The organism is Ruegeria sp. YTSC192 (genome assembly GCF_059609705.1).
Genome location: NZ_JBXWMG010000001.1, coordinates 366,155 through 387,658 on the forward strand (window position 1 = coordinate 366,155; position 21,504 = coordinate 387,658).

The following is a 21,504-nucleotide window of genomic DNA, read 5'->3' on the forward strand; positions in this document are numbered from 1 at the left end:
CAAAAGGGCGGGTGATCAGTATGGTGCCTCGACATCGTTCATAGAGACGTAGACAGTTTTCATCTCGCTGAAATGGTTGATGGCGAGTTTCGAGTTCTCGCGACCGACACCCGACATCTTAGACCCACCAAACGGTGCCTCAACCGGGGCGAGGTTGTAGGTGTTGATGTAACAGGTCCCGGCCTCGAACCCAGCGACGATGCGATGGGCGCGGGTCAGGTCGTTGGTGAAGACCCCAGCCGCGAGGCCGAATTCGGTGTCGTTGGCGCGGGCCATGACCTCTTCTTCGGTGTCGAAATCCAGCACCGACATGACCGGGCCAAAGATCTCTTCGCGGGCGATGGTCATGCCGTCAGTAACATCAGCGAACACGGTGGGTTGCATGTAGAACCCCTCGCCCTCGATCCGCGCGCCGCCATAGACCAGACGCGCGCCTTCAGCCTTGCCTTTTTCCACATAGCTCAGCGCAATGTTCATCTGATTTTCGCTGACCATGGGGCCAAAGTTGACCTCTTCATCCAACGGATCGCCGATCTTGGCGGTCGCCAGACGTTCGGTCAATCGGTTCAAAAACGCCTCTTTGATGCCCTTTTGGACGAACACGCGGGTACCGTTCGAACAGACCTGGCCTGAGGAATAGAAATTACCCAGTATGGCGCCCGAGACCGCGTTCTCGATATCGGCGTCATTGAACACGATCATGGGGGATTTGCCGCCCAACTCCATGGTCACGTGCTTCATACTATCGGCTGCAGCGGCATAGACCTTTCGGCCGGTCGGCACCGAGCCCGTCAGCGACACTTTGGCTACGCGCGCATCGGTCACCAGCGATGCGCCCACATCGCCATAGCCCTGAACCACGTTGTAAATGCCTTTCGGTGCGCCTGCTTCGATCAGGATCTCGGCCACTTTCAGGGCAGAGAGCGGGGTCGTCTCAGAGGGTTTGAACACCATCGTATTGCCACAAGCCAGCGCCGGAGCGCCCTTCCAACAGGCGATCTGGGTCGGGTAGTTCCACGCGCCGATCCCGACGCAAACGCCCAGCGCCTCGCGGATAGTGTACACAAAGTCTCCACCACCCAGGGGGATGTGTTCCCCGGTCAGGGATGCGGCCAGACCTCCGAAATACTCCAGCGCATCCGCGCCCGAAGTCGCGTCGGCCACCAGCGTCTCTTGCAGGGGTTTGCCGGTGTCATGCGTTTCCAGCACCGAGAGGTCGTGATTGCGGTCGCGCATGATGTCCGCGGCGCGGCGCAGAACGCGGCCACGCTCGGTCCCGGACATGGCGGCCCATTCCGCTTGCGCGGCTTTTGCACTGCTGAGAGCCTGATCAACGATCTGGGACGTTGCTGAATGCAGCCGGGCGATGATCTCACCCGTTGCAGGGTAGATCACATCAATCGGCGCGCCGTTGGTGTCTTCGACATATGCGCCATCAATGAAATGGCTCGCCTTGGGCTGAAATTTCATGCCGGGTTCCTTTTCCGAAGCAATTTCCCAAGCGTGTATCTTTTGTTGATTGATCAGTCAATAAAACTGAATCACGGCAGACTCCCGCTGATGTGAATCGCCGTGCCCTTGAAAAAAAGAGTTAATGTTCTATTTATGTTCCACATAGTCAGAGGAACATTCCGATGTCTTACCACGCCCGAAATCAGGCCCTGAACGGCCCTTCGAACGACTATCACCTGCTGCCCGTCACAGATCGGCAGATGCGTTATGCCCGCGCCATCGCCGAGCAGACCGCGTTGGAAATCCCAGTTGAAGCGCAGCGCGATCGCAAGTCCATGTCGGCTTGGATCTCGGCCCATAAGCCCGAGGATCCATCGCCCTTTGCCAACTACCCGACTGGCAAGCAAGTCGCCTTTGCTGAACGGATATCGCGCAGCAAACGTCGCCCGATCCCATCCGAGTGCTTTCGCGACAAGCAGTTGATGTCGCGTTGGATCGACCAGAACAAATAGAGCCAGGATCGTTTTGCATTTGATTTGAATCGAAATGCGCTGCCTCTCCCTGCGGTCGAACGCGCATTTCGATGGTTTTACCTAAGGTAAAACGCAAAACTCTTTAATGCGCGTGGTTGCGCGAATAAAGCGACACTGCAGCCGCAACAAACATACCCAACAGGATGTAGCCCATGACGGCCTCGGACACAGCTACGCCGCGACACAGGCCTGTTGGACTCATGTCGCCGTATCCCACAGTGGTGAAAGTGACATATGAGAAATACAGGATATCGGCTGGGCCTTCTGCCCCCAGAACACAATTGTCGTTGTAGCCAAAGGCCCCATAGACGGCCGCGAACAGGAACGGCACCACCTGAATGAAAGAAACGCCCATCAGGAACAATAACCTGCGCGGCGATTTCACCTGAGTCATGTAGTACCATGACTGCGACACCAGCCAGATCAGCAGCCCGATCGAGGCAATGGTTCCAATCGTGTCCCCTGCGGTGGTCTCACTCAGGCGCGACAGGCCGAACCATGCAAGGAAACTGGCCAGCACCATCCCAGCAGCGGCCAGAAAGGTCGATTTCCATTCTGACAGAGTTGTTGGTTTGCGGGTCATAGACGCTCCATCACACCATTTCGGGGATGATCATCGAGATTCCCCGCCGGCCTGCAAGCGGAATTCAGACGCTGCCCAGATGTTCATCACCGCGCGCGCGGGCCAGAAGGATCTGTTTCTGCCGCTCGCGGAAGCGCGTCTTGTCGGCCTCGGATGTCTCGTTCACACAAAGATGGCAGGATACGCCATGTTCATATTCCGGGTGCTTCACATCTTCGGGCAGGATCGGGCGGCGGCACCCGTGGCACAGGTTATGCGGCCCCTCGACCAGACCATGGCCCACTGACACACGGTTGTCGAAGACGAAACACTCGCCCTGCCAGGTGCTGTCCTCGGCGGGCATTTCCTCAAGATAGCGCAGGATGCCACCTTTGAGGTGATAGACGTCCTCGACTCCCTGCCCCAGCAGGAAATTGGTGGATTTCTCGCAGCGGATACCACCCGTGCAGAACATCGCCACACGCTTGTTGTGGAACCGGTCCTTGTTCTGTTCCCACCAGTCGGGAAATTCGCGGAAGCTGGCGGTTTCAGGGTCTATTGCGCCCTCAAACGTGCCAATCGCCACCTCATAATCGTTGCGCGTGTCGATCACGACCACATCATCCGAGCGGATCAGATCATTCCATTCCTCAGGTTCGACATAGTTGCCGACGCGGGCGCGCGGATCGACATCCGGCTGGCCCATGGTCACGATCTCTTTCTTCAGGCGCACCTTCATCTTGCCAAAGGGCGGATGGACGGCGCTGGCCTCCTTCCACTCCAGATCGGAACAGCCCGGCAGGGCCTTGATATGCGCCAGAACGGCGTCGATCCCGGCGCGCGGGCCTGCAATCGTGCCGTTGATCCCCTCTTGCGCCAGCAACAGGGTGCCTTTGACCGATTGTGCGCGGCACAGGTCCAACAGCGGCGCGCGCAGGGCGGCGTGATCAGCGAAACGGGTGAAGTGGTAGAGGGCAGCGATCGTATACATGCGCGCGGTCTAAACCTGACAGCACAGAGTCGCAAGGGATCGGATTGACGCCCCCCGCACCGCGCCGTACCGATAGACCAAAGGAGAGATTGCCATGCCCCATGCCCTGCTTGTTATCGACGTCCAGAACGATTTCTGCCCCGGCGGCGCGCTGGCCGTGACCGGAGGGGACGAGATCGTTGCCCCGATCAACGCCATGATGGACATGTTCGATGCCGTCATCCTGACACAGGACTGGCATCCGGCGGGGCATTCCTCATTCGCGAGTTCGCATCCGGGCAAGGCCCCGTTTGAAATGACCGAAATGCCCTATGGCCCGCAGGTTCTGTGGCCCGATCATTGCGTGCAAGGTACCGATGGCGCGGGTTTTCACCCGGATCTGCGCACGGATGGCGACCTGATCATCCGCAAAGGGTTCCGCAGCGCCATCGACAGCTATTCGGCATTTTTCGAGAATGACCAGACCACGCCGACCGGATTAAAAGGATATCTGGACACGCGTGGCATTTCAAAGCTGACCCTTGTGGGGCTCGCGACTGATTTCTGTGTTCACTATTCGGCAGTTGATGCCGCCAAGCTTGGGTTCGATGTGACCGTTGCGCAAAGCGCCTGCCGTGCGATTGACATGGAAGGCTCATTGGCAGCGGCGCAACAGGCCATGCAGGCCGCGGGCGTCAAACTGACGGACTAGGGCGCGGCGCCTGCTTCGGCAAAATACTTGAGCACCGCGAACAGAATCACCGCCACTCCAAGACCAACACCAATCCGCCCCTTTGCGGTCCTGCGTTTGGGCCTGCTGGGCTGCGGGGTCAGAGGGTCCCGAACGGGCACAACCCGGACAAGACCATCAACCGCCTCGGCGCGGCGAATGTGGCCAAGGAATTGCTGCAGGTCGAACTCACCACAATATTCCCCCTGCAAACCGCGGGTTTTGATGTTGTCGAACAGAGTACGCAATATCCGGGTTCGGTCGGGCAGGTCTTCGGTTGGAAACTTGTCCGGCACAATGCCACTGACATGGGAGTCGAGATCAAACCCCGCGTCCTGAAACATCATGCGAATACCCGGAGACGCGCCCCGCAATGCGTCAGAGGTTTTCACATCCCTGAACCGTGCACAGACCTGAGGCGGAGCATCCCCTTCCGCCGGTCTTTCAACGATATCAAAATCGTACAACAGACTCATTAACAACCATCAGTTTTGTCTTTCCATCCCACCCCATCACTAATTGGTGAAAACACCGGACAATAAGCCCGCATTGTGACGTCAAACGGGCATTGTCACCGAATCAGCGACTCTTGCCATTCACCGTGCTGATTGATCTAACAACGGAAATTGCAGGAGTTCCCCATGGTCGACATCGCGACCCGTGTCTACAATCACAAATGGAAGATCGACCCGATTGTGCGGTCTTTGATCGACACGGATTTCTACAAACTGCTGATGTGCCAGTCAGTGTTTCGAAACAAGCCCCAAACAAATGTCGTGTTCTCCCTGATCAACCGCTCGAATCACGTGCCGCTGGCCCGTTTGATCGACGAAGGTGAGCTGCGGGAACAACTGGATCACATCCGTTCGCTCAGCCTCAGCCGGGGGGAAAGCACCTGGCTGAGGGGCAATATGTTCTACGGCAAACGGCAGATGTTCCGCTCGGATTTCATGGAGTGGTTCGAGAATATGCGCCTGCCACCTTACCATCTGGAGCGGAGGGGCGACCAATATGAGCTGACCTTCGAGGGCAAATGGCACGAGGTCATGCTGTGGGAAATCCCGGCTTTGGCGGTGCTGATGGAGCTGCGCTCGCGCGCGGTGCTGAACGACATGCGCCGGTTCGAGCTTCAGGTGCTCTATGCCCGTGCGATGACGCGTGTGTGGGAAAAGATCGACCAGCTGGGTTCCATCGACGGTCTTGGGATAGCGGATTTCGGTACGCGGCGGCGGCATTCCTTTCTGTGGCAGGATTGGTGCGTACAGGCGATGATCGAGGGGCTGGGTAAATCGTTCACCGGTACCTCGAACTGCCTGATCGCCATGCGGCGCGAGGTTGAAGCCATCGGCACCAATGCACATGAACTGCCCATGGTCTATTCCGCGCTCGCCGAAACGGATGAGGCGCTGGCGCAAGCCCCATATGATGTTCTCAGCGACTGGCATGATGAACATGACGGCAATCTGCGCATCATTCTGCCCGACACCTATGGCACCAAAGGGTTTCTGGATCACGCCCCGGACTGGCTGGCCGGATGGACGGGTATCCGCATCGACAGTGGCGATCCTGCCGCCGGAGCCGAGATTGCGATCGACTGGTGGAAATCCCGCGGCGAAGACCCTGCCCAGAAACGGGTCATCTTTTCCGACGGGCTGGACGTCGACAAAATCACCGAACTGCATGGCCAATTCGCAGGACGCACCAATATCTCATTCGGCTGGGGCACTTTGCTGACCAACGACTTCCGCAGTCTGGTGCCGGATGACGCGCTGGCGCCGTTCTCGCTGGTGTGCAAGGCGGTTTCGGCCAATGGGCGCCCAACGGTCAAATTGTCGGACAACCCTGAAAAGGCCATGGGACCTGCCGAGGAAATCGAGCGCTACAAGCGCGTGTTCGGCGTTGGCGCGCAGAAACCGATCGAGGTGATCGTTTAGCCGTGCAGGGCGGCCACCGTCTTGAGTTGTGAAAAACCATAGAGCGCCTCGAGCCCTTTCTCGCGACCGTGTCCGGATTTTCCGACCCCTCCGAACGGTAGCTCTACGCCTCCGCCGGCGCCGTAATTATTGATGAACACCTGCCCCGAACGCAGGCGCTTGGCCAATCGCATCTGCCGCGCTCCGTCGCGTGTCCAGATGCTAGCAACCAACCCATAGTCAGTGCTGTTGGCTATGGTTAGAGCCTGTTGTTCTGTTTCAAACGGGATCAAGACCTGCACTGGGCCAAAGATCTCTTCCCGGGCCAGAGCGTGATCGGCAGGAACGTCAGCGAAGAGGGTCGGACGCACATAGGCCCCCGCATCGGGTGCGTCGGGTACGATTTGCCCCTGCCCGGCAATCGTCAAATCCGCGCCTTTGGACAAGAACCCCGAAACAATTGCCTTCTGCCGATCCGAGATCAGCGGTCCTACGCGCAAGTCATCCAACGCAGGCCCGACGGTCAGTTGCGCGTAGGCCTCGGCCATCCGCTCCTTGACCTGATCATACACATCGCGCTGCACCAGAATGCGCGACGAGGCTGAGCAGGTTTGTCCCGCGTTCTGAATGCCCGCATTGACCAGAAACGGCAGGGCCGCCTCCAGATCGGCGTCATCGAACACCAATTGCGGAGACTTGCCGCCCAGCTCCAGCGTCACCGGAACCACATTTTTCCCGGCCGCTTGCTGCACCAAGGCCCCCGTCGCAACCGAACCGGTGAACGAGATATGGTCGACACCCGCGTGCTCGGATAGCGCCGCACCAGCCTCGGCCCCCAGACCGGGAACGACGTTCAGCGCCCCGTCCGGCAAACCGGCCTCAACCGCCAGATGGGCGAAGGCGAGCGCGGTCAGGCAGGCCTCTTCGGCGGGCTTCAGAACGCATGCATTGCCCATGGCCAGCGCCGCCCCGACCGAGCGTCCGATGATCTGCATCGGGTAATTCCACGGCACGATATGCCCCGTGACGCCATGCGGCTCGCGCAGGGTGTAGACTGTATAGCCGTCGAGATAGGGGATGGTCTCACCCATCACCTTGTCCGCCGCGCCCCCGTAGAATTCGCAATACCGCGCCAAAGCGATGGCGTCGGCGCGGGCCTGGGTCAGCGGTTTACCGACATCCATAGCCTCAAGCCGGGCCAGGTCGTCCACCCGGTCCAGAACCAATTGCCCCAGTCTGCTCAGGATGCGCCCCCTCTCGAATGCGGGCATCCGACCCCAGTCTCCATCCAACGCAGATCGCGCCGCAGCAACGGCCATGTCGATATCTGCCTGCTGACCACGTGCAATCTGGCAGAGTTCCGACCCATCCGAAGGATTCACAAGTGACAAGTATTCCCCCGCTTCCGGCGTTTTCCATTCCCCGCCGATCAGGCATTGGCTGGGGTCGAACCAAATCGGTTTGGTCATCGGGAACTCCTAAGTTCAGACTCTAATAAAGCGAATATCATGCGGTTTTGCGCCCGATCTCGGGTAGCTGCGGCGCGGCAGAGATCAGCTTGCGGGTATAGGGATGGCGGGGATTGGCAAAGACATCCTCGGTCTCGCCCTGTTCGACGATTTTCCCAGCCTGCATCACCATCACCCGATCCGTGATCGTGCGCACGACGCTCAGATCGTGGCTGATGAACAGGTAGGTCAGATCGTAGGCCGCGCACAGCTCGGCCAGAAGATCTAGGATCTGCGCCCGGACCGACACGTCGAGGGCCGAGACCGCCTCGTCAAACAGGATCAGTTCTGGTCGAATGATCAACGCGCGGGCAATGGCGATACGTTGCCGCTGCCCGCCCGAGAATTCGTGGATGTATTTCCCGGCATCATCCGGGCTGAGGCCGACGGCTCGCAGCATCTCGGCGATCCTGTCCTGACGCTCGGACCCGGTCGGAGGTGTTTCCAGCAGGTGAAACGGTTCAGTGATCAACCGCGCGACGCGGTGGCGCGGGTTGAAGCTGCCGTAAGGGTCCTGGAACACGACCTGCATCTTACGGCGCACGTCGAGATTTGGCTTGTGGCCCGAGAAAACGGGCGCACCGTCCAGCCGTATTTCGCCGGATTGGACCTCTTCAAGACCCAGAATCGCTCGTGTTAGGGTCGATTTTCCACACCCTGACTCTCCGACCAGACCCAGGCGCTCTCCGCGATTGAGGGTAAAGCTGACCTTGTCCACCGCCCGCATATGTTCGGGTCTTGTGAACAGGCCCGTGCGTGGCAGGCGGTAGTCACGGACCACGTCGGTGACCTCAAGCAAGGGCTTTTGCGCCTGTGGCTCGGGCAGAACAACCTGATGGTTCGAGGCGTCAAACAGCATCCGCGTATAGGGGTGCTGCATATTCTTGAGCAGATGGTTAGTTGCGCCGCTTTCGACCACTTCGCCCCGACGCATCACCACGATCTGGTCCGCCATATCGGCCACCACAGCCAGATCATGGGTGATCATAAGAAGCCCCATGTCATATTCGCGCACCAGCCCCTTCAGCAGGTCCAGAATCTGCGCCTGCGTGGTCACGTCCAGCGCCGTTGTCGGCTCATCTGCGATCAGCAGTTTGGGCCTGAGTGCGATCGCCATCGCAATGACCACGCGCTGACGCTGGCCGCCCGACAGTTCATGCGGGTAACGGGACAATGGGAAACGATCCGGCGGCAGGCCAACACGGCTCAGAACCTCTTGCGCACGGGTCTCAGCTTGCGCGCGCGGCATCGCTTTGTGGATCAGGATGGTCTCCATCACCTGGTCGCCGATGGTTTTGACCGGGTTCAGGGCGGTCATCGGTTCCTGAAACACCATTCCGATCGACGCACCGCGAAGGGCACATAGTTCAGTCTCGGGCAGGTGCAGAACCTCCTGCCCATCCAAGTGTATCGACCCGTCGGTGCGCGCTCCATCCGGCGTCAGTTGCATGACGGCCAGCGCGGTCATGGACTTGCCCGAACCACTCTCGCCCGTGACCGCTACGATCTGACCGGGTGCAATCGACAGACTGACTTGCCTAAGAATCTGGGCCCCGTGAATGGCCAGAGACAGGTTTTCGATCCGCAACAGGTTCATGCCCGCGCCACCCGAATGCGGGGGTCCAACCAGTCGCGTAGACCGTCACCCAGCAGGTTCAGACCCAGCACCGTCACAATGATTGCCAAACCCGGAATCAGAGCCAAATGCGGGGCAAAACTGACCATCGTCTGCGCATCAGCCAGCATCCGGCCCCAGCTTGGCGTGGGTGGTTGTGCACCGAGACCGACGTAGCTCAGCCCCGCCTCGGCCAGAATTCCAAGGCTGAACTGGATGGTCCCCTGAACGATCAGCAGGTTGGCGACATTGGGCAGGATATGTTCTGCGGAAATCCGCGCGGCCCCCTTGCCCGAGACACGAGCAGCGAGGATGAACTCCCGCTCCCACAGGGACAGGGCCGCGCCGCGGGTGATGCGGGCGAAGACAGGGATGTTGAAGATGCCGATGGCGATGATCGCATTGACCGCTCCGGCACCAAAAACGGCTGTGATCAGGATGGCAATGACCAGAGAGGGGAAGGCAAAGACCAGATCATTGCCGCGCATGATGACCTCATCCAGCCAAGACCCTTTGCGCGCTGCCGCCGTCAGGCCCAAGGGCACGCCCAACGCCATACCGATCCCCACCGCCACCAGCGCCACGGCAATGGACGTCCGTGCGCCAACCATGATCATCGAGAACATATCGCGCCCGAAGTGATCGGTGCCGAACCAATGCTGCGCGTTGGGCGGTTGCAGTTTGGCAGGAATGTCCAGAGCAGCGTGGTCATAGGGCGTCCAGACAAACGAGATCAGCGCCGCCAGCAGAACCAGAGACGACAGCACTGCGCCGAGGATCAAGTTTCGGCTCATGTCCGGCTCCTCAGCCGTGGGTCAACGACGGCATAGGCCAGATCGACCAGAAAGTTCACGGTAATGACGGCAAAAACCAGCAGCATCACCACGGATTCCACCACGATCAGGTCGCGGGCCGAGATCGCCTGAAACACCAAACGTCCAAGGCCGGGCAGGTAGAAGACCTGCTCGATGATAATCGACCCGGCAAGCAGGAACGAAAACTGCAGCCCGATTATGGTCAGCACCGGGATCAGTGCGTTGCGCACTCCGTGTCTCCACAGCGCCTGACGTCGAGACAAGCCCTTGGCGCGGGCGGTGCGCATGAAATCCTCACCAAGTATGTCGAGCAGCGACGACCGCATCACCCGCGCCAGAATGGCCGCTTGTGGCAGTGCCAAGGCGATGGCGGGTAGGGTCAGGGAATGCAGTCCGGTCCAGAACCCTTTGTCCCAACCGGCGAACCCTCCGGCGTTGAACCAGCGCAGGTTGATGGCGAAGATCAGCACCAGCATCATCGCGAACCAGAAATTCGGTACGGCAATGCCCAATTGCGTGGCCCCCATGACCGTCAGATCGCCCGGTTTCCCGCGCCGGGCCGCAGCGTAGATGCCCGCGGGAAAGGCAATCAGGGTGGACAGGGTCAGCGCATAAAGCGCCAGCGGCAAAGACACCCATAGCCGATCCGCGATCATCTGCGAGACCGGCGTGCGATAGGTGTAGGAGGTGCCAAAATCGCCGACCAACATTCCTCCGACCCAATTGAAGTACCGATCGAGTTTGGACATATCCAACCCCAACTCGGCCCGCAGCGCGGCCAGCGTATCGGGCTGCGCATTGACGCCCAGCATGAACGAGGCCGGATCGCCCGGCGCGATCTCGATCACGGCGAAGATCACCACCGAGGCAACCGCCAGGCTGATCAACAGCGAAATCAGACGTTTGAGGGCATAGCGAAGCATCAGCGCCACGTTAGGCCGGGCCGCGCTTTGGGTCCAGCACCAGTTCCGTTGTCGGGAATCAGCGTGGGCCTTATCCTGTGACCATTGTTTGAAAGGAAATTGATGATGAGAATACCTGTACTTGCGGCTTTGTTTTTAACCGCAGCGGGCGCGGCGCCCGCTCAGCAACTGGATGTGGATTTCGTGATCACCGAAGACGGGCAAGCCGCGGGATGCGCGGCCAGTATCGTCTCGGGTCTGGATCCGAACGGTGATGGCTTTCTGGCTGTGCGCACCGGGCCCGGTTCGAACTATTTCCAGGTCGACCAACTGCGGAACGGCGACACAGTCCGCACCTGCGCGCAGCAGGGGGAGTGGATCGGTGTTTACTATGGCCAGCCCCGACGCAAGGGCTGGGTTCATAGCAATTGGTTGATTGACGGGGCGGGTTAGCCCCGAAGGTTACTCGGCCCAGCTGATCGCGGTCAGATCAATGGCGGCTGTTGGCGCATTCTGCCAAAGCCCCTGAACGCCTGCTTTCGCCACGCCGAGCTTGGCCAATTGGAACAGGTAGCCGTTGACATAGTCGCTGGAGATCAGCCGCTGTGCCTCACCCATCAGACGGGTGCGCTCATCCGGGTTGGTTGTGGTGTTCAGAAGCTCCATCAGCGCCTGAAAATCCGAGCTTTCATACTGGAAATAGTAGTCGGGCCGGGCGTAGATGCCGATATCCATCGGCTCGGTATGGCTGACGATGGTCAGACCGAAATCCTTGCCCTTGAAGACCGATTCCAACCACTGCGCCCATTCGACATTGATGATCTCGGCCGTGATTCCGACCTCGGCCAATTGAGCGGCAATGATCTCGCCGCCACGGCGCGCATAGGACGGGGGCGGCAGATGCAGGGTGGTTTCGAACCCGTCTGCCAGACCGGCCTCGGCCAGCAGGGATTTGGCTTTTTCCGGGTCATAGGCGGATTGTCCGGTCAGGTCGACATAGGCCGGGTGATGTGGCGCAAAATGGGTGCCGATGGGGGTGCCATAGCCAAACATGGCACCATCAATGATCGCCTGACGGTCGATCGCATGGGCCAGCGCCTGCCGAACAAGGATATTGTCAAAGGGCGCCTGCTTGTTGTTCGTAGACAGAATCGTTTCCCCTTCGGTCGAGCCGACAAGCACCTGAAAGCGTGGATCGGCCTCGAACTGAGGCAGGTTCTCGGGCGCGGGGAAATTGTCGAACACATCCACATCCTCGGCCATCATGGCGGCAAAAGCGGCGGTCGGGTCCGAGATAAACTTGAACGTAGCCGTCTCTAACGCGGGCTGATCGCCCCAATAACCGGGATTGCGGTTCAGCGTGATGCTGTCGCCCTGCACCCATTCGCCAAAGGTGAACGCCCCGGTTCCGACCGGGTTGGTCTTGATGTCGTCGATGCTGTCTGAGGCCACGATCACGGCGTCACCCCAGGCCAAGTTGAACAGGAAGTTCCCGTTTGGCTCGGACAGGGTGACCTTAACGGTCAGGGGCTCCACGGCCTCAACGCTTTCAATGCCGGCGAACAGCGCCTTTTGCGCATTCGCACTGTCCTCGGCCGTGGCGCGATCCAGGCTGAACTTGACGTCCTCGGCATCCATCGTGGTGCCATCGTGAAAAGTCACCCCATCGCGCAGTTTGAAGGTATAGACGGTGCCGTCGTCCGAGATTTCCCAGCTTTCCGCCAGTCCCGGCACGACCGAGCCGTCGCCCATGAACCGGGTCAGACCTTCGAAAATATTGGTGTAAACCACCGAATCAATGGCCTGCGCGGCGGCGCTGGTCGGGTCCAGATGCGGTGGCTCCAGCTGCATGGCGATGGTGATGTCGGATTTCGCCAATGCCTGCGTCGCCAGCACACTGGCGCTTAGCGCCAAGACGGATCCGAAGGTTCGAAACATCTGCTTTGTCATGAAAATCTCTCCCCGTTGATGTCAACGTAGCCGCGTGTTTTCGGGCCTTTCAGGCGCCAGTGTTCCCTTAAACCTAGGGTCATTCAAGGAAATGTTCGCGCAATCGGGGTTTCGCGGGCCCGGTTCGATCTGTTATGCCGCACTGCAACATGAACCGTGCCGGAGCCGAGCATGAGCGCCACAGCCCGCAAAAAAGCCCCGAACGCCGAGGATATCCGCGCCCGCAAAGGCGGCGATCCTTTGGTCAGTCTGACGGCCTATACCACGCCGATGGCCCGACTGATGGACGCCCATTGCGACTTTGTCCTTGTTGGCGACAGCGTCGGAATGGTGCTGCACGGGTTGGAATCGACCCTTGGCGTGACGATGGAGATGATGATCCTGCACGGTCAGGCCGTCGCGCGCGGGCTGGAAGGCGCGATGATGGTGATCGACATGCCGTTTGGCAGCTACGAGGAAAACCCGGCGCAAGCCTTCCGCAACGCCGCCCGCCTGATGGCGGAAACCGGGGCTGGCGCGGTGAAACTGGAAGGCGGGGTCGAGATGGCCGAGACCATCCGCTTTCTGGTCAAGCGCGGAATCCCTGTCATGGCCCATATCGGCCTGACGCCGCAATCCATCAACACGCTGGGCGGCTACAAGGTGCAGGGCCGCGATGAACAGGCACAGGCGGTTCTGGCTGATGCAGCCGCCGTGGCGCAGGCAGGTGCATTTTCGGTTGTGTTAGAGAAAGTTCCGCAAGGTCTGGCCGACCGGATCACGGCTGAGGTGGAAATCCCGACCATCGGCATCGGGGCCTCGGCCGGCTGTGATGGGCAGATCCTTGTGGTCGACGACATGGTTGGCTTTTTCACCGCGTTCAAACCGAAATTCGTCAAACGCTACGCCGAACTTGGCCCATTGGCCGAAGCCGCCATTGCCGAATACGCCGCCGAAGTGCGCGCCCGTACTTTCCCCGCGGATGAGCATGTGTTTGCGGATCAGGCCCCCAAGGGCGCCAGCAAATGACCGCTCCTATTCTGCGCCAATTGGCGGACCTGCGGGCTTTGACCACTCAATGGCGCCGTGACGGAGAGGTGATTGGCGTCGTCCCCACAATGGGCGCGCTGCATCAGGGGCATTTGTCACTGGTCGAGGCGGCCAAAGCCGGATGCGACCGCGTGATTGTCACGATCTTTGTGAACCCCAAACAGTTCAACAATCCCGAAGATCTGGCCAACTACCCGCGCACCGAGCATGAAGATGCCGAAAAACTGGCCCCCCTTGGTGTTGACGCGATCTATGTGCCGGACCCGGATCAAATCTACCCCGAGGGGTTCTCGACAACCGTTGCGGTCGCGGGTCTGACCGATGTGATGGAGGGGCCGTTCCGCCCCGGTCACTTCGAGGGCGTCGCCACCGTGGTCGCCAAACTGTTTCTGCAAACGCAGTCAGATCGAGCCTATTTCGGCGAAAAGGACTATCAACAGCTATTGGTCGTGCGGCGCATGGCCCGTGATCTGGACATCCCGACCGAGGTCATAGGCTGTCCCACCGTGCGTGAGCCGTCAGGCTTGGCGATGTCATCGCGCAATCTGCGCCTCTCACCCGAAGGGCTGCAGATCGCGGCGCAAAAGAACCAGATCATGCGCGGAATGGCAGAGGCGCTGTCACGGGGCGCGGATTTCGCGCCGCTTGCGCAGGCAGCAAGGGACACCCTGATTGAGGCGGGCTTCACCGAGGTCGAATATATCGACCTGCGCTGCTCTGAGACGCTCCAGGCCCTTCCCCGCGCCGCCAGACCCGCCCGTCTGTTCATTACCGCCTGGGCGGATGGCGTGCGACTGATCGACAACATACCGGTCGCTGCGGCCTAATTTCTGCTCTGGCCCCTGAGCGAGTGTTTGCGCTAAAGTCCCGCAAAACACCACCGGGGGAGGAACGCGGGCATGACTTACATTCTGGCTATTGATCAGGGCACGACATCATCGCGCGCCATTTTGTTTGACGCTCAGATGCAGCGCGTGGGCACGGCCCAGCAGGAATTTCCCCAGCATTTCCCGCAGGAAGGCTGGGTCGAACATGATGTCGAGGATATCTGGAACAGCGTTCTGAACGTTTGTCAGGAGGTGATGGAATCCACGGGCACAACGCCTGCCCAAATCGCCGGGATTGGTATCACAAACCAGCGTGAAACCACCGTGGTCTGGGACAAGACCACCGGCAAAGCAATCTACAATGCCATCGTCTGGCAGGACCGCCGCACCGCCGATATCTGCGCCCGCTACAAACAAGCCGGGTGCGAGGATGATGTGACCCTGCAAACCGGGCTGCTGTTAGACCCTTATTTCTCGGGCACCAAGGTAAAATGGCTGCTGGATACCGTTCCCGGCGCGCGCGAAAAGGCCGAAGCCGGAGAGTTGCTGTTTGGCACCATCGACAGTTTCCTGATCTGGCGTCTGACCGAGGGTCGCAAGCACGTCACCGATGCCACCAACGCCGCCCGGACCCTGTTGTTCGACATCCACAAAGGCGCATGGAGCGCCGAGATCTGCGAACTGCTGGACGTCCCGATGGTGATGCTGCCAGAGGTGTTGGATTGCGCCGCTGATTTCGGCACAACCACGCTGCTCGGCGGTACTATCCCTATTCTGGGCGTGGCCGGAGACCAGCAGGCCGCCACCATCGGACAGGCCTGTTTCCAGCCCGGCATGATGAAATCGACCTATGGCACCGGCTGCTTTGCCTTGCTGAACACTGGCACGCAGCCGGTTGCCTCAAAAAATCGTCTGCTTACCACTATCGGGTATCAGTTGGATGGGCAGCGGACCTATGCGCTGGAAGGCTCGATCTTTATCGCCGGGGCCGCTGTGCAATGGCTGCGCGACGCGCTGCAGATCATCGATTCGGCCCCACAGAGCGGCGATCTTGCCGCTCAAGCCGATCCAAACCAGCATGTGGTGCTTGTGCCCGCCTTCACCGGCCTTGGTGCGCCCTATTGGAAGCCGGATTGCCGTGGCGCAATGTTCGGGTTGTCCCGCAACTCGGGCCGAGCCGAAATCACCCGTGCCACGCTGGAAAGCATCGCCTTCCAGACCCGAGACCTGTGGCATGCCATGCAGGGTGACTGGGGGGCCGAGGCAGAGGTGATCCTGCGCGTCGATGGCGGGATGAGCGCTTCTGACTGGGCCATGCAGGGCCTCTCGAACATTTTGGGCGCGTCAGTCGATCGCCCTGTGATGCAGGAAACAACCGCCTTAGGGGCTGCATGGTTGGCAGGCATGAAGGCCGGGATCTATCCCGATCAGGACGGTTTCGCCGAAACATGGCAGTTGGATCAAAGATTCGAGCCTGACATGCAACAAGAGGACCGCGACGCGGCCTATTCCCGTTGGCAACGCGCCGTTCAGGCGGCCATGGCGTTCTGATCGCTTGATCTGCAATCACTGGGTAGGCCGGGCTTCAGCCCGGCGCGGCGCTGAACAGCGTTCGCGTTAGCTGTGATCTTTCATCAGCCGCTGCTTCTGCCGCGACCAATCCCGCTTGGCCTGCGTTTCGCGCTTGTCATGCAGCTTTTTGCCCTTGGCGATCCCGATCTTCAGTTTCGCCCGGCCCTTGTGGTTGAAATACAGCACCAGCGGCACCAGTGTCATGCCCTTGCGCTGGGTCGCATTCCAAAGGTTCGACAGCTCTTTGCGCGACACCAGCAGCTTGCGGCGGCGGCGCTCTTCATGCTTGAACACCTTGGCTTGCTCATAAGGGGCAATGTAGCTGTTGATCAGCCATAGCTCTCCGTCATCGACCGAGGCATAGCTTTCGGCGATGTTCGACCCACCCGCCCGCAGGGATTTGACCTCAGAGCCCTCCAGCATGATGCCACACTCGATATCCTCTTCGATTGCGTAATCGAAGCGGGCGCGCCGGTTCTCGGCGATGACTTTGTAATTCGGGTCTGTCTTCTGCTTGGCCATGACGCGATGATGTAGGCGGCTTGGGCGGTCCTTGCAAGGCGCAGCGCCTATCTCTTGGCCGAGATGATCAGATCCGGGCCAAAAATCGTGTCGGCATGGTTGGTCAGATAAATCTTGAGCCAGGGCGTGAACCGATCCGGATGGCGGCGCACTTCGGCCAGCAGATCGTGATAGTCGATCCAGCGGATATCCATCACTTCGTCCGGATTAGGCTCGATCTTCAACGGTCCTCGGACATGGGCGAGGAACACGTCAACGACCTCATGTTCCACCATGCTGTTGCCGACATCGGCGTGATATTCCAGCCGGTGGCGGTATTCCGGGTACAATCCGGTGATCCCCAATTCCTCACGCAGGCGGCGCACCGCACAGGCCGAGGCGCTTTCATTCCAGTCAGGATGCGTGCAGCACGTATTCGCCCAAAGACCCGGCGTATGATATTTGCCCATGGCACGGCGTTGCAGCAGAATTTCGGTGCCTCGCACGACAAAGACAGACACGGCCTTGTGCTTGAGGCCCTTTTCATGCGCCTCCAACTTGTCGACGGGGGTCAATTGGCCATCAACCCAGGCCGGAATCATCATTCCCATCTGTCATCTCCTGATACCGATCCGCGGGAACGGCAGGAATTTAGGGTTAAGCAATGGCCGGATCGGCGTGGCGACTTGGGGCCGTAAGGCCAGGCACGGGCACCGCATGGAACAAAGGTGGCAATGATCGGTCTGGTTATCAATCGCACGAAAGGCCGCAGGTGTGCGGCCTTTCGTCATGTCCAACAGGATTTTCGAGCGGGCCTATTCGCCGGACACGCTCAGGATGTAGGCATAGACATCCTCGCCGCCTTTTTTCAGCCGGAACGACATTTTGGATTTGGCCGCGGTCTCACCCAGGTAGTCTTTCAGAAACGCTTTGGGGTCCTGCGAATAGGCCACAAAGCTCTCTTCGTCCCAGACCAGCCCCTTTTCACCGGCCTCAACGATGCTGTCGCCGTATTTGAACCCTTCATAGGTGCCTGCAGTGCGACCTGCGATGCCATAGAGGTTCGGTCCGGTCTTGCCGCCCTTGACGATCACTTCACCCTCGGGGTCCGCGATCATGTGGCAGGACTTGCACTTGTTAAAGGTTTTCTTGCCAGCTTCGGCGTCGCCTTCCGCATAGGCTGGCAAGGCCAGCAGGCCGATGATTGCTGTAGCTAGGATGCGATTCATATTTTGGCTCCGATACTTGGTGGCTTGCTCAGATGGTGCTTGTGAGCGGCCCAGAGTCAACGCGCAGATTGCCGCGCATACGTGCATCCTTGCGCCTTTACGGGCGTTTCCAATCTGTTGCGTTCAGCGTCGACCAGCACGGTAGCAGATCGTCGCAGACCGGTGTCGCAAGGTAGATCGCCCGCGCAATCGCCCGCGCCAGACAGAGAGAGGCCGCGTGGCCAATCTGCCCAAGCTCGGCGTCTGGGGTCACTGGCCTCGCCCCAGTACTGATGCCAAACACCAGATCGCCGTCGCCCGGTGTATGCGCGGGAACGATCGCGCGCGCGATCCCATCATGGGCGGCGACCGCAAGTCGCTGACATTGAGGTTTGGACAAGGCCGCGTCAGTGGCAACGATGGCAATCGTTGTGTTGGATTTCTGCGGGTCGGCGCGCATGGCCTGCGACTTACGGCTGACTTGCAGCCGACCCAACCCGGCGCTGCGATCAGGCCCTAAACCGCCGAATTCGTCACCGTTCTCGAACGGCGCGGCCCAGAAGTGGCGATCGCCCGGCGTCGTGACACTTCCCAGCGGGTTCGCCGCCACGAGCGCGCCAACGGTTACACCGTTGTCCAATACAAATGACGCCGATCCTAGCCCGCCTTTATGCATCGCCGCCAAGGCTCCGGTCCCTGCGCCAGTTGTGCCAAGGGTAAAATCCTCGCTGGCGGATTCGAAAGCCTTGCGTCCCAAAACGCGGTAGGGGTTTTCGCTCCATGCCTTGTCGCCGCCATTCAACAGGTCGAACAGGATCGCGCCGGGAACAATCGGGACCTTGATATCCCCGACGGGAAACCCCCGGTCTTGCGCCCTTAGCACGTCCGAGACGCCCGAACAGGCATCCAGTCCAAAGGCCGATCCCCCCGATAAAGCGATGGCGTCGACATGAGTGACGGATTTGTCGGGGGCCAGCAGGTCGGTTTCGCGCGTACCGGGGGCGCCGCCCATCACGTGGACCGAGGCGGTGAATGGCGCATCGGCGGTCAGAACAGTTGTGCCGGATTTAAGGTCCGCGTCCTGTGCGTTGCCGACCTTCAGGCCGGGGACATCGGTGATCAGGTTTCGGGGTCCGGGGGTCATTTTCGCCTTTGAAGCTGGGCCGAAAGCGCGCTAGCGCGCGCTGCCTCCGGCGGAGGTATTTTTGAACAGAAGAAGAGCAGATCAGATACAGCGGCCACCGTCGACCTCGAGCGCTGTGCCGGTGATCATGCTGGCCTCATCCGAGCAGAGGAACAGGGCCGCATTGGCCATGTCTTGAGGGGTTGAGAAGCGGCCGAGCGGGATGGTCGAGAGGAACTTGGCGCGAATCTCGGGCGTGTCTTCGCCCATGAAGGATTTCAGCAGCGGTGTTTCCCCCGCGACGGGACAGATGGCGTTGACGCGCACTCCGGAGGGGGCCAGCTCGACCGCCATGGTCTTCGTCGCAGTGATCATCCAGCCCTTGGAGGCGTTGTACCAGTTCAGATTGGGACGCGGCGACAGCCCGGCAGTTGAGGCAACGTTGAGGATCGCCCCCGCGCCGCGTGCTTTCATGGCTGGGACAAAGGTGCGAGCAGTCAGGTAGACGGACTTCATGTTCACGTTGAAGACGTGGTCGAAATCCTCTTCGCTGACGTCCTCCAGCGGGGTGGGCAGATGGGTGATGCCGGCGTTATTGACCAGGATATCGAGCTGGCCAAAGGTAGCCTCGACCGCTTCGGCCATCGCCTGAACCGACGCGCTATCGCTGACATCCACCTGCTGCGCTATGGCGGCAGGGCCCAGTTGCGCTGCCAGATCCTGCGCTACGTCGCCGTTGATGTCGGCGATCATCACGCGCGCGCCCTCGGCCAGAAACGTCTGCACGATCCCGGCCCCGAATCCGGACGCGCCGCCGGTGACGATTGCCGTTTTCCCCTCCAGCCTCATGGTGTTCCCCTCCTGCCGCTTTTGCGGGTCAGAGTATCAACGGGTCGGCAAGATACCAGATCAATCTTCAGATACTTTCCCGCGCAGCGCCTTGACGTCCCCACGCGCCTTTTTCGCGGACAGTCGGCGCTTGACCGAACCGTAGGTGGGCTTGGTGGCAATCCGACGCTTGGGCTTGACCAGCGCCCGAGCGATCAGTTCTGCCAACCGAGTGCGCGCAATCTCGCGGTTGCGGGCCTGGCTGCGGGTTTCTTCGCACTGAATGATGATGGCGCCATCTTTGGTCCAGCGCCGCCCGGCCAGACGTTTCAGGCGGTTCTTTACCGGGTCCGGCAGGGATGGAGAGCGCGCGGCCTCGAACCGAAGCTCGACAGCAGTCGAGACCTTGTTGACGTTCTGCCCACCGGGACCCGAGGAGCGGACGAAGCTCTCGGTCATTTCCCAATCCTGCAGGATGATATCGTCAGTGATGCGCAACATGGGTTGGACCTTACAAGGCGCGGGTCGAAACAGAAAGGGCCGCCCCGGTGGGACGGCCCTTCGAAAGTTCAGGAGGTCGGGTCGGTTAGATCAATCGACCAGCCGGAGCGAGCGCTCCGCCAAGGGCTGCCCTAGCAGGCTTTCCCCCCGGTTGTTCCGACACCTCTCTCCAATCTCTTTCTTGACACTGGATCACCTCCTTTTCTATCTGTTGCGGTTGAAAAGAAGGTTGGCACAAGTTGTGCCATTCTCAAAGCGCTTTTTTACGCGGGCTGCGCAGACAGACGTGCAACGATCACCTTGAACGGGATCAGGGCAATCAAAGCGAGCGACAGTTTCACAAGCCAGTCAGCGAAGGCCAGTGTGACCCACAGCGGAGCCATCGGGCCGGACAGCATGAAGGGCACAGGCTCCCACGCCCAGCTGATTGCGGCGTCGGCGTTGGCACCGAAGAAGGTAACCGAGGCCGAGAAGGCCAGCGTAAAGAAGATCGCGGTGTCCAACGCCGATCCGACCAGCGTCGACACCAGCGGCGCACGCCACCAACGACCGCCACGCAGCGAATTGAAGATGGTCACATCGGTCAGCTGTGCGATCAGGAAGGCGGTGCCGGACGCAATTGCGATCCGCAGCGGCACGGCGGCATAGGTGAACCCGTCGCCCTGCAGCATGATCTGACTGCCGATCAGCGAGCAGATGATGCCGGTGACAAATCCGGCGAACACGACCTTGCGGGCCGGACCCACGCCATAGACGCGGTTCATGATGTCAGTAACCAGAAAGGCCAGCGGATAGGTGAAAGCACCCCAGGTCAGCAATCCGTCAAGGATCAGGAACTGAACCAGAATGTTCGAGGCCACAACAATGGCGGCCATGGCAATAATGCCGGGAATATAAGAGCGTTGCATTTTCAGATGCCCGTTTTGACAAGGTAGCGGCGACTTGGCCAAGGGCTCATCCCAAGG

23 protein-coding genes are annotated in these 21,504 nt (G+C 60.0%); 7 read left to right on the plus strand and 16 right to left on the minus strand.

The annotated features are described in order from the left end of the window. Window positions 1-15 precede the first annotated feature (15 nt). On the minus strand, window positions 16-1,470 hold the full coding sequence (betB, locus tag AC2FD8_RS01805) for a betaine-aldehyde dehydrogenase (RefSeq protein ID WP_496853585.1): 1,455 nt from the start codon (window positions 1,468-1,470) through the stop codon (window positions 16-18). 164 nt (window positions 1,471-1,634) lie between these two features. Here betB and AC2FD8_RS01810 point away from each other — a divergent pair, with 164 nt between their 5' ends. Next, the gene (locus tag AC2FD8_RS01810) at window positions 1,635-1,964 is read left to right on the plus strand and encodes a hypothetical protein (protein WP_170555375.1); all 330 of its coding nucleotides are present in this window, start codon (window positions 1,635-1,637) and stop codon (window positions 1,962-1,964) included. Window positions 1,965-2,067: 103 nt separating this feature from the next. On the opposite strand, the gene AC2FD8_RS01815 is transcribed toward AC2FD8_RS01810, so the two are convergent. Together AC2FD8_RS01815 and trhO are read right to left on the minus strand one after the other, a co-directional pair. Beyond that, a complete protein-coding gene (locus AC2FD8_RS01815) occupies window positions 2,068-2,568 on the minus strand; it encodes an ion channel (RefSeq protein WP_496853584.1) in 501 nt (166 codons plus the stop codon). Window positions 2,569-2,632: 64 nt separating this feature from the next. Then, complete coding sequence (gene trhO, locus AC2FD8_RS01820; RefSeq protein ID WP_496853583.1) at window positions 2,633-3,538, minus strand: oxygen-dependent tRNA uridine(34) hydroxylase TrhO; 906 nt, start codon at window positions 3,536-3,538, stop codon at window positions 2,633-2,635. 94 nt (window positions 3,539-3,632) lie between these two features. Here trhO and pncA point away from each other — a divergent pair, with 94 nt between their 5' ends. Beyond that, entirely contained in the window at window positions 3,633-4,229 is a 597-nt protein-coding gene (pncA, locus tag AC2FD8_RS01825) for a bifunctional nicotinamidase/pyrazinamidase (protein ID WP_496853582.1), read from the plus strand. Here the strand turns inward: pncA and AC2FD8_RS01830 are convergent. Further along, the gene (locus tag AC2FD8_RS01830; RefSeq protein WP_496853581.1) at window positions 4,226-4,723 is read right to left on the minus strand and encodes a hypothetical protein; all 498 of its coding nucleotides are present in this window, start codon (window positions 4,721-4,723) and stop codon (window positions 4,226-4,228) included. The two genes, pncA and AC2FD8_RS01830, sit on opposite strands and share 4 nt — an antisense overlap. A gap of 165 nt (window positions 4,724-4,888) precedes the next feature. Here AC2FD8_RS01830 and pncB point away from each other — a divergent pair, with 165 nt between their 5' ends. Next, entirely contained in the window at window positions 4,889-6,181 is a 1,293-nt protein-coding gene (pncB, locus tag AC2FD8_RS01835; protein ID WP_496853580.1) for a nicotinate phosphoribosyltransferase, read from the plus strand. On the opposite strand, the gene AC2FD8_RS01840 is transcribed toward pncB, so the two are convergent. Genes AC2FD8_RS01840 through AC2FD8_RS01855 form a run of 4 tightly spaced genes read right to left on the minus strand, consistent with a single transcriptional unit; the run spans window position 6,178 to window position 11,021 of the window. Then, a complete protein-coding gene (locus AC2FD8_RS01840) occupies window positions 6,178-7,629 on the minus strand; it encodes an aldehyde dehydrogenase family protein (protein WP_496853579.1) in 1,452 nt (483 codons plus the stop codon). The two genes, pncB and AC2FD8_RS01840, sit on opposite strands and share 4 nt — an antisense overlap. Before the next feature lie 37 nt (window positions 7,630-7,666). Further along, window positions 7,667-9,265 carry an ABC transporter ATP-binding protein gene (locus AC2FD8_RS01845; protein ID WP_496853578.1) on the minus strand — a complete coding sequence of 533 codons (1,599 nt, stop codon included), beginning with the start codon at window positions 9,263-9,265 and terminating at the stop codon, window positions 7,667-7,669. Beyond that, window positions 9,262-10,077 carry an ABC transporter permease gene (locus AC2FD8_RS01850; RefSeq protein ID WP_496853577.1) on the minus strand — a complete coding sequence of 272 codons (816 nt, stop codon included), beginning with the start codon at window positions 10,075-10,077 and terminating at the stop codon, window positions 9,262-9,264. The genes AC2FD8_RS01845 and AC2FD8_RS01850 overlap by 4 nt, the downstream gene beginning before the upstream one ends. After that, on the minus strand, window positions 10,074-11,021 hold the full coding sequence (locus AC2FD8_RS01855; RefSeq protein ID WP_496853576.1) for an ABC transporter permease: 948 nt from the start codon (window positions 11,019-11,021) through the stop codon (window positions 10,074-10,076). Before AC2FD8_RS01855 ends, AC2FD8_RS01850 begins: the two co-directional genes overlap by 4 nt. 105 nt (window positions 11,022-11,126) lie before the next feature. Here AC2FD8_RS01855 and AC2FD8_RS01860 point away from each other — a divergent pair, with 105 nt between their 5' ends. Next, entirely contained in the window at window positions 11,127-11,453 is a 327-nt protein-coding gene (locus tag AC2FD8_RS01860; RefSeq protein ID WP_496874280.1) for an SH3 domain-containing protein, read from the plus strand. A gap of 9 nt (window positions 11,454-11,462) precedes the next feature. Here the strand turns inward: AC2FD8_RS01860 and AC2FD8_RS01865 are convergent, their stop codons facing one another. Beyond that, window positions 11,463-12,950 (minus strand): ABC transporter substrate-binding protein, encoded by a 1,488-nt coding sequence (locus AC2FD8_RS01865; protein ID WP_496853574.1) that lies wholly within the window; start codon window positions 12,948-12,950, stop codon window positions 11,463-11,465. 171 nt (window positions 12,951-13,121) lie between these two features. Here AC2FD8_RS01865 and panB point away from each other — a divergent pair, with 171 nt between their 5' ends. The 3 genes from panB (at window position 13,122) to glpK (ending at window position 16,357) form a co-directional block, all read left to right on the plus strand. Further along, a complete protein-coding gene (gene panB, locus AC2FD8_RS01870) occupies window positions 13,122-13,958 on the plus strand; it encodes a 3-methyl-2-oxobutanoate hydroxymethyltransferase (protein ID WP_496853573.1) in 837 nt (278 codons plus the stop codon). Further along, the gene (gene panC / locus AC2FD8_RS01875; protein ID WP_496853572.1) at window positions 13,955-14,806 is read left to right on the plus strand and encodes a pantoate--beta-alanine ligase; all 852 of its coding nucleotides are present in this window, start codon (window positions 13,955-13,957) and stop codon (window positions 14,804-14,806) included. The genes panB and panC overlap by 4 nt, the downstream gene beginning before the upstream one ends. A gap of 72 nt (window positions 14,807-14,878) precedes the next feature. Next, a complete protein-coding gene (gene glpK / locus AC2FD8_RS01880; protein ID WP_496853571.1) occupies window positions 14,879-16,357 on the plus strand; it encodes a glycerol kinase GlpK in 1,479 nt (492 codons plus the stop codon). 66 nt (window positions 16,358-16,423) lie between these two features. On the opposite strand, the gene smpB is transcribed toward glpK, so the two are convergent. From smpB to AC2FD8_RS01915, 7 genes are all read right to left on the minus strand, one after another. Beyond that, on the minus strand, window positions 16,424-16,900 hold the full coding sequence (gene smpB / locus AC2FD8_RS01885; protein ID WP_170379480.1) for an SsrA-binding protein SmpB: 477 nt from the start codon (window positions 16,898-16,900) through the stop codon (window positions 16,424-16,426). A gap of 47 nt (window positions 16,901-16,947) precedes the next feature. Further along, complete coding sequence (gene idi, locus AC2FD8_RS01890; protein ID WP_496853570.1) at window positions 16,948-17,490, minus strand: isopentenyl-diphosphate Delta-isomerase; 543 nt, start codon at window positions 17,488-17,490, stop codon at window positions 16,948-16,950. 204 nt (window positions 17,491-17,694) lie between these two features. Beyond that, a complete protein-coding gene (locus tag AC2FD8_RS01895) occupies window positions 17,695-18,108 on the minus strand; it encodes a c-type cytochrome (protein ID WP_496853569.1) in 414 nt (137 codons plus the stop codon). A 97-nt stretch (window positions 18,109-18,205) separates the two neighbouring features. Then, complete coding sequence (locus AC2FD8_RS01900) at window positions 18,206-19,231, minus strand: P1 family peptidase (protein WP_496853568.1); 1,026 nt, start codon at window positions 19,229-19,231, stop codon at window positions 18,206-18,208. An 81-nt stretch (window positions 19,232-19,312) separates the two neighbouring features. Further along, window positions 19,313-20,059, minus strand: coding sequence for an SDR family oxidoreductase (locus AC2FD8_RS01905; protein WP_496853567.1), 747 nt, complete (start codon window positions 20,057-20,059; stop codon window positions 19,313-19,315). Between the two features lie 60 nt (window positions 20,060-20,119). Then, complete coding sequence (arfB, locus tag AC2FD8_RS01910) at window positions 20,120-20,539, minus strand: alternative ribosome rescue aminoacyl-tRNA hydrolase ArfB (RefSeq protein WP_496853566.1); 420 nt, start codon at window positions 20,537-20,539, stop codon at window positions 20,120-20,122. A gap of 263 nt (window positions 20,540-20,802) precedes the next feature. Beyond that, entirely contained in the window at window positions 20,803-21,447 is a 645-nt protein-coding gene (locus AC2FD8_RS01915; protein WP_496853565.1) for a queuosine precursor transporter, read from the minus strand. Window positions 21,448-21,504: the final 57 nt, after the last annotated feature.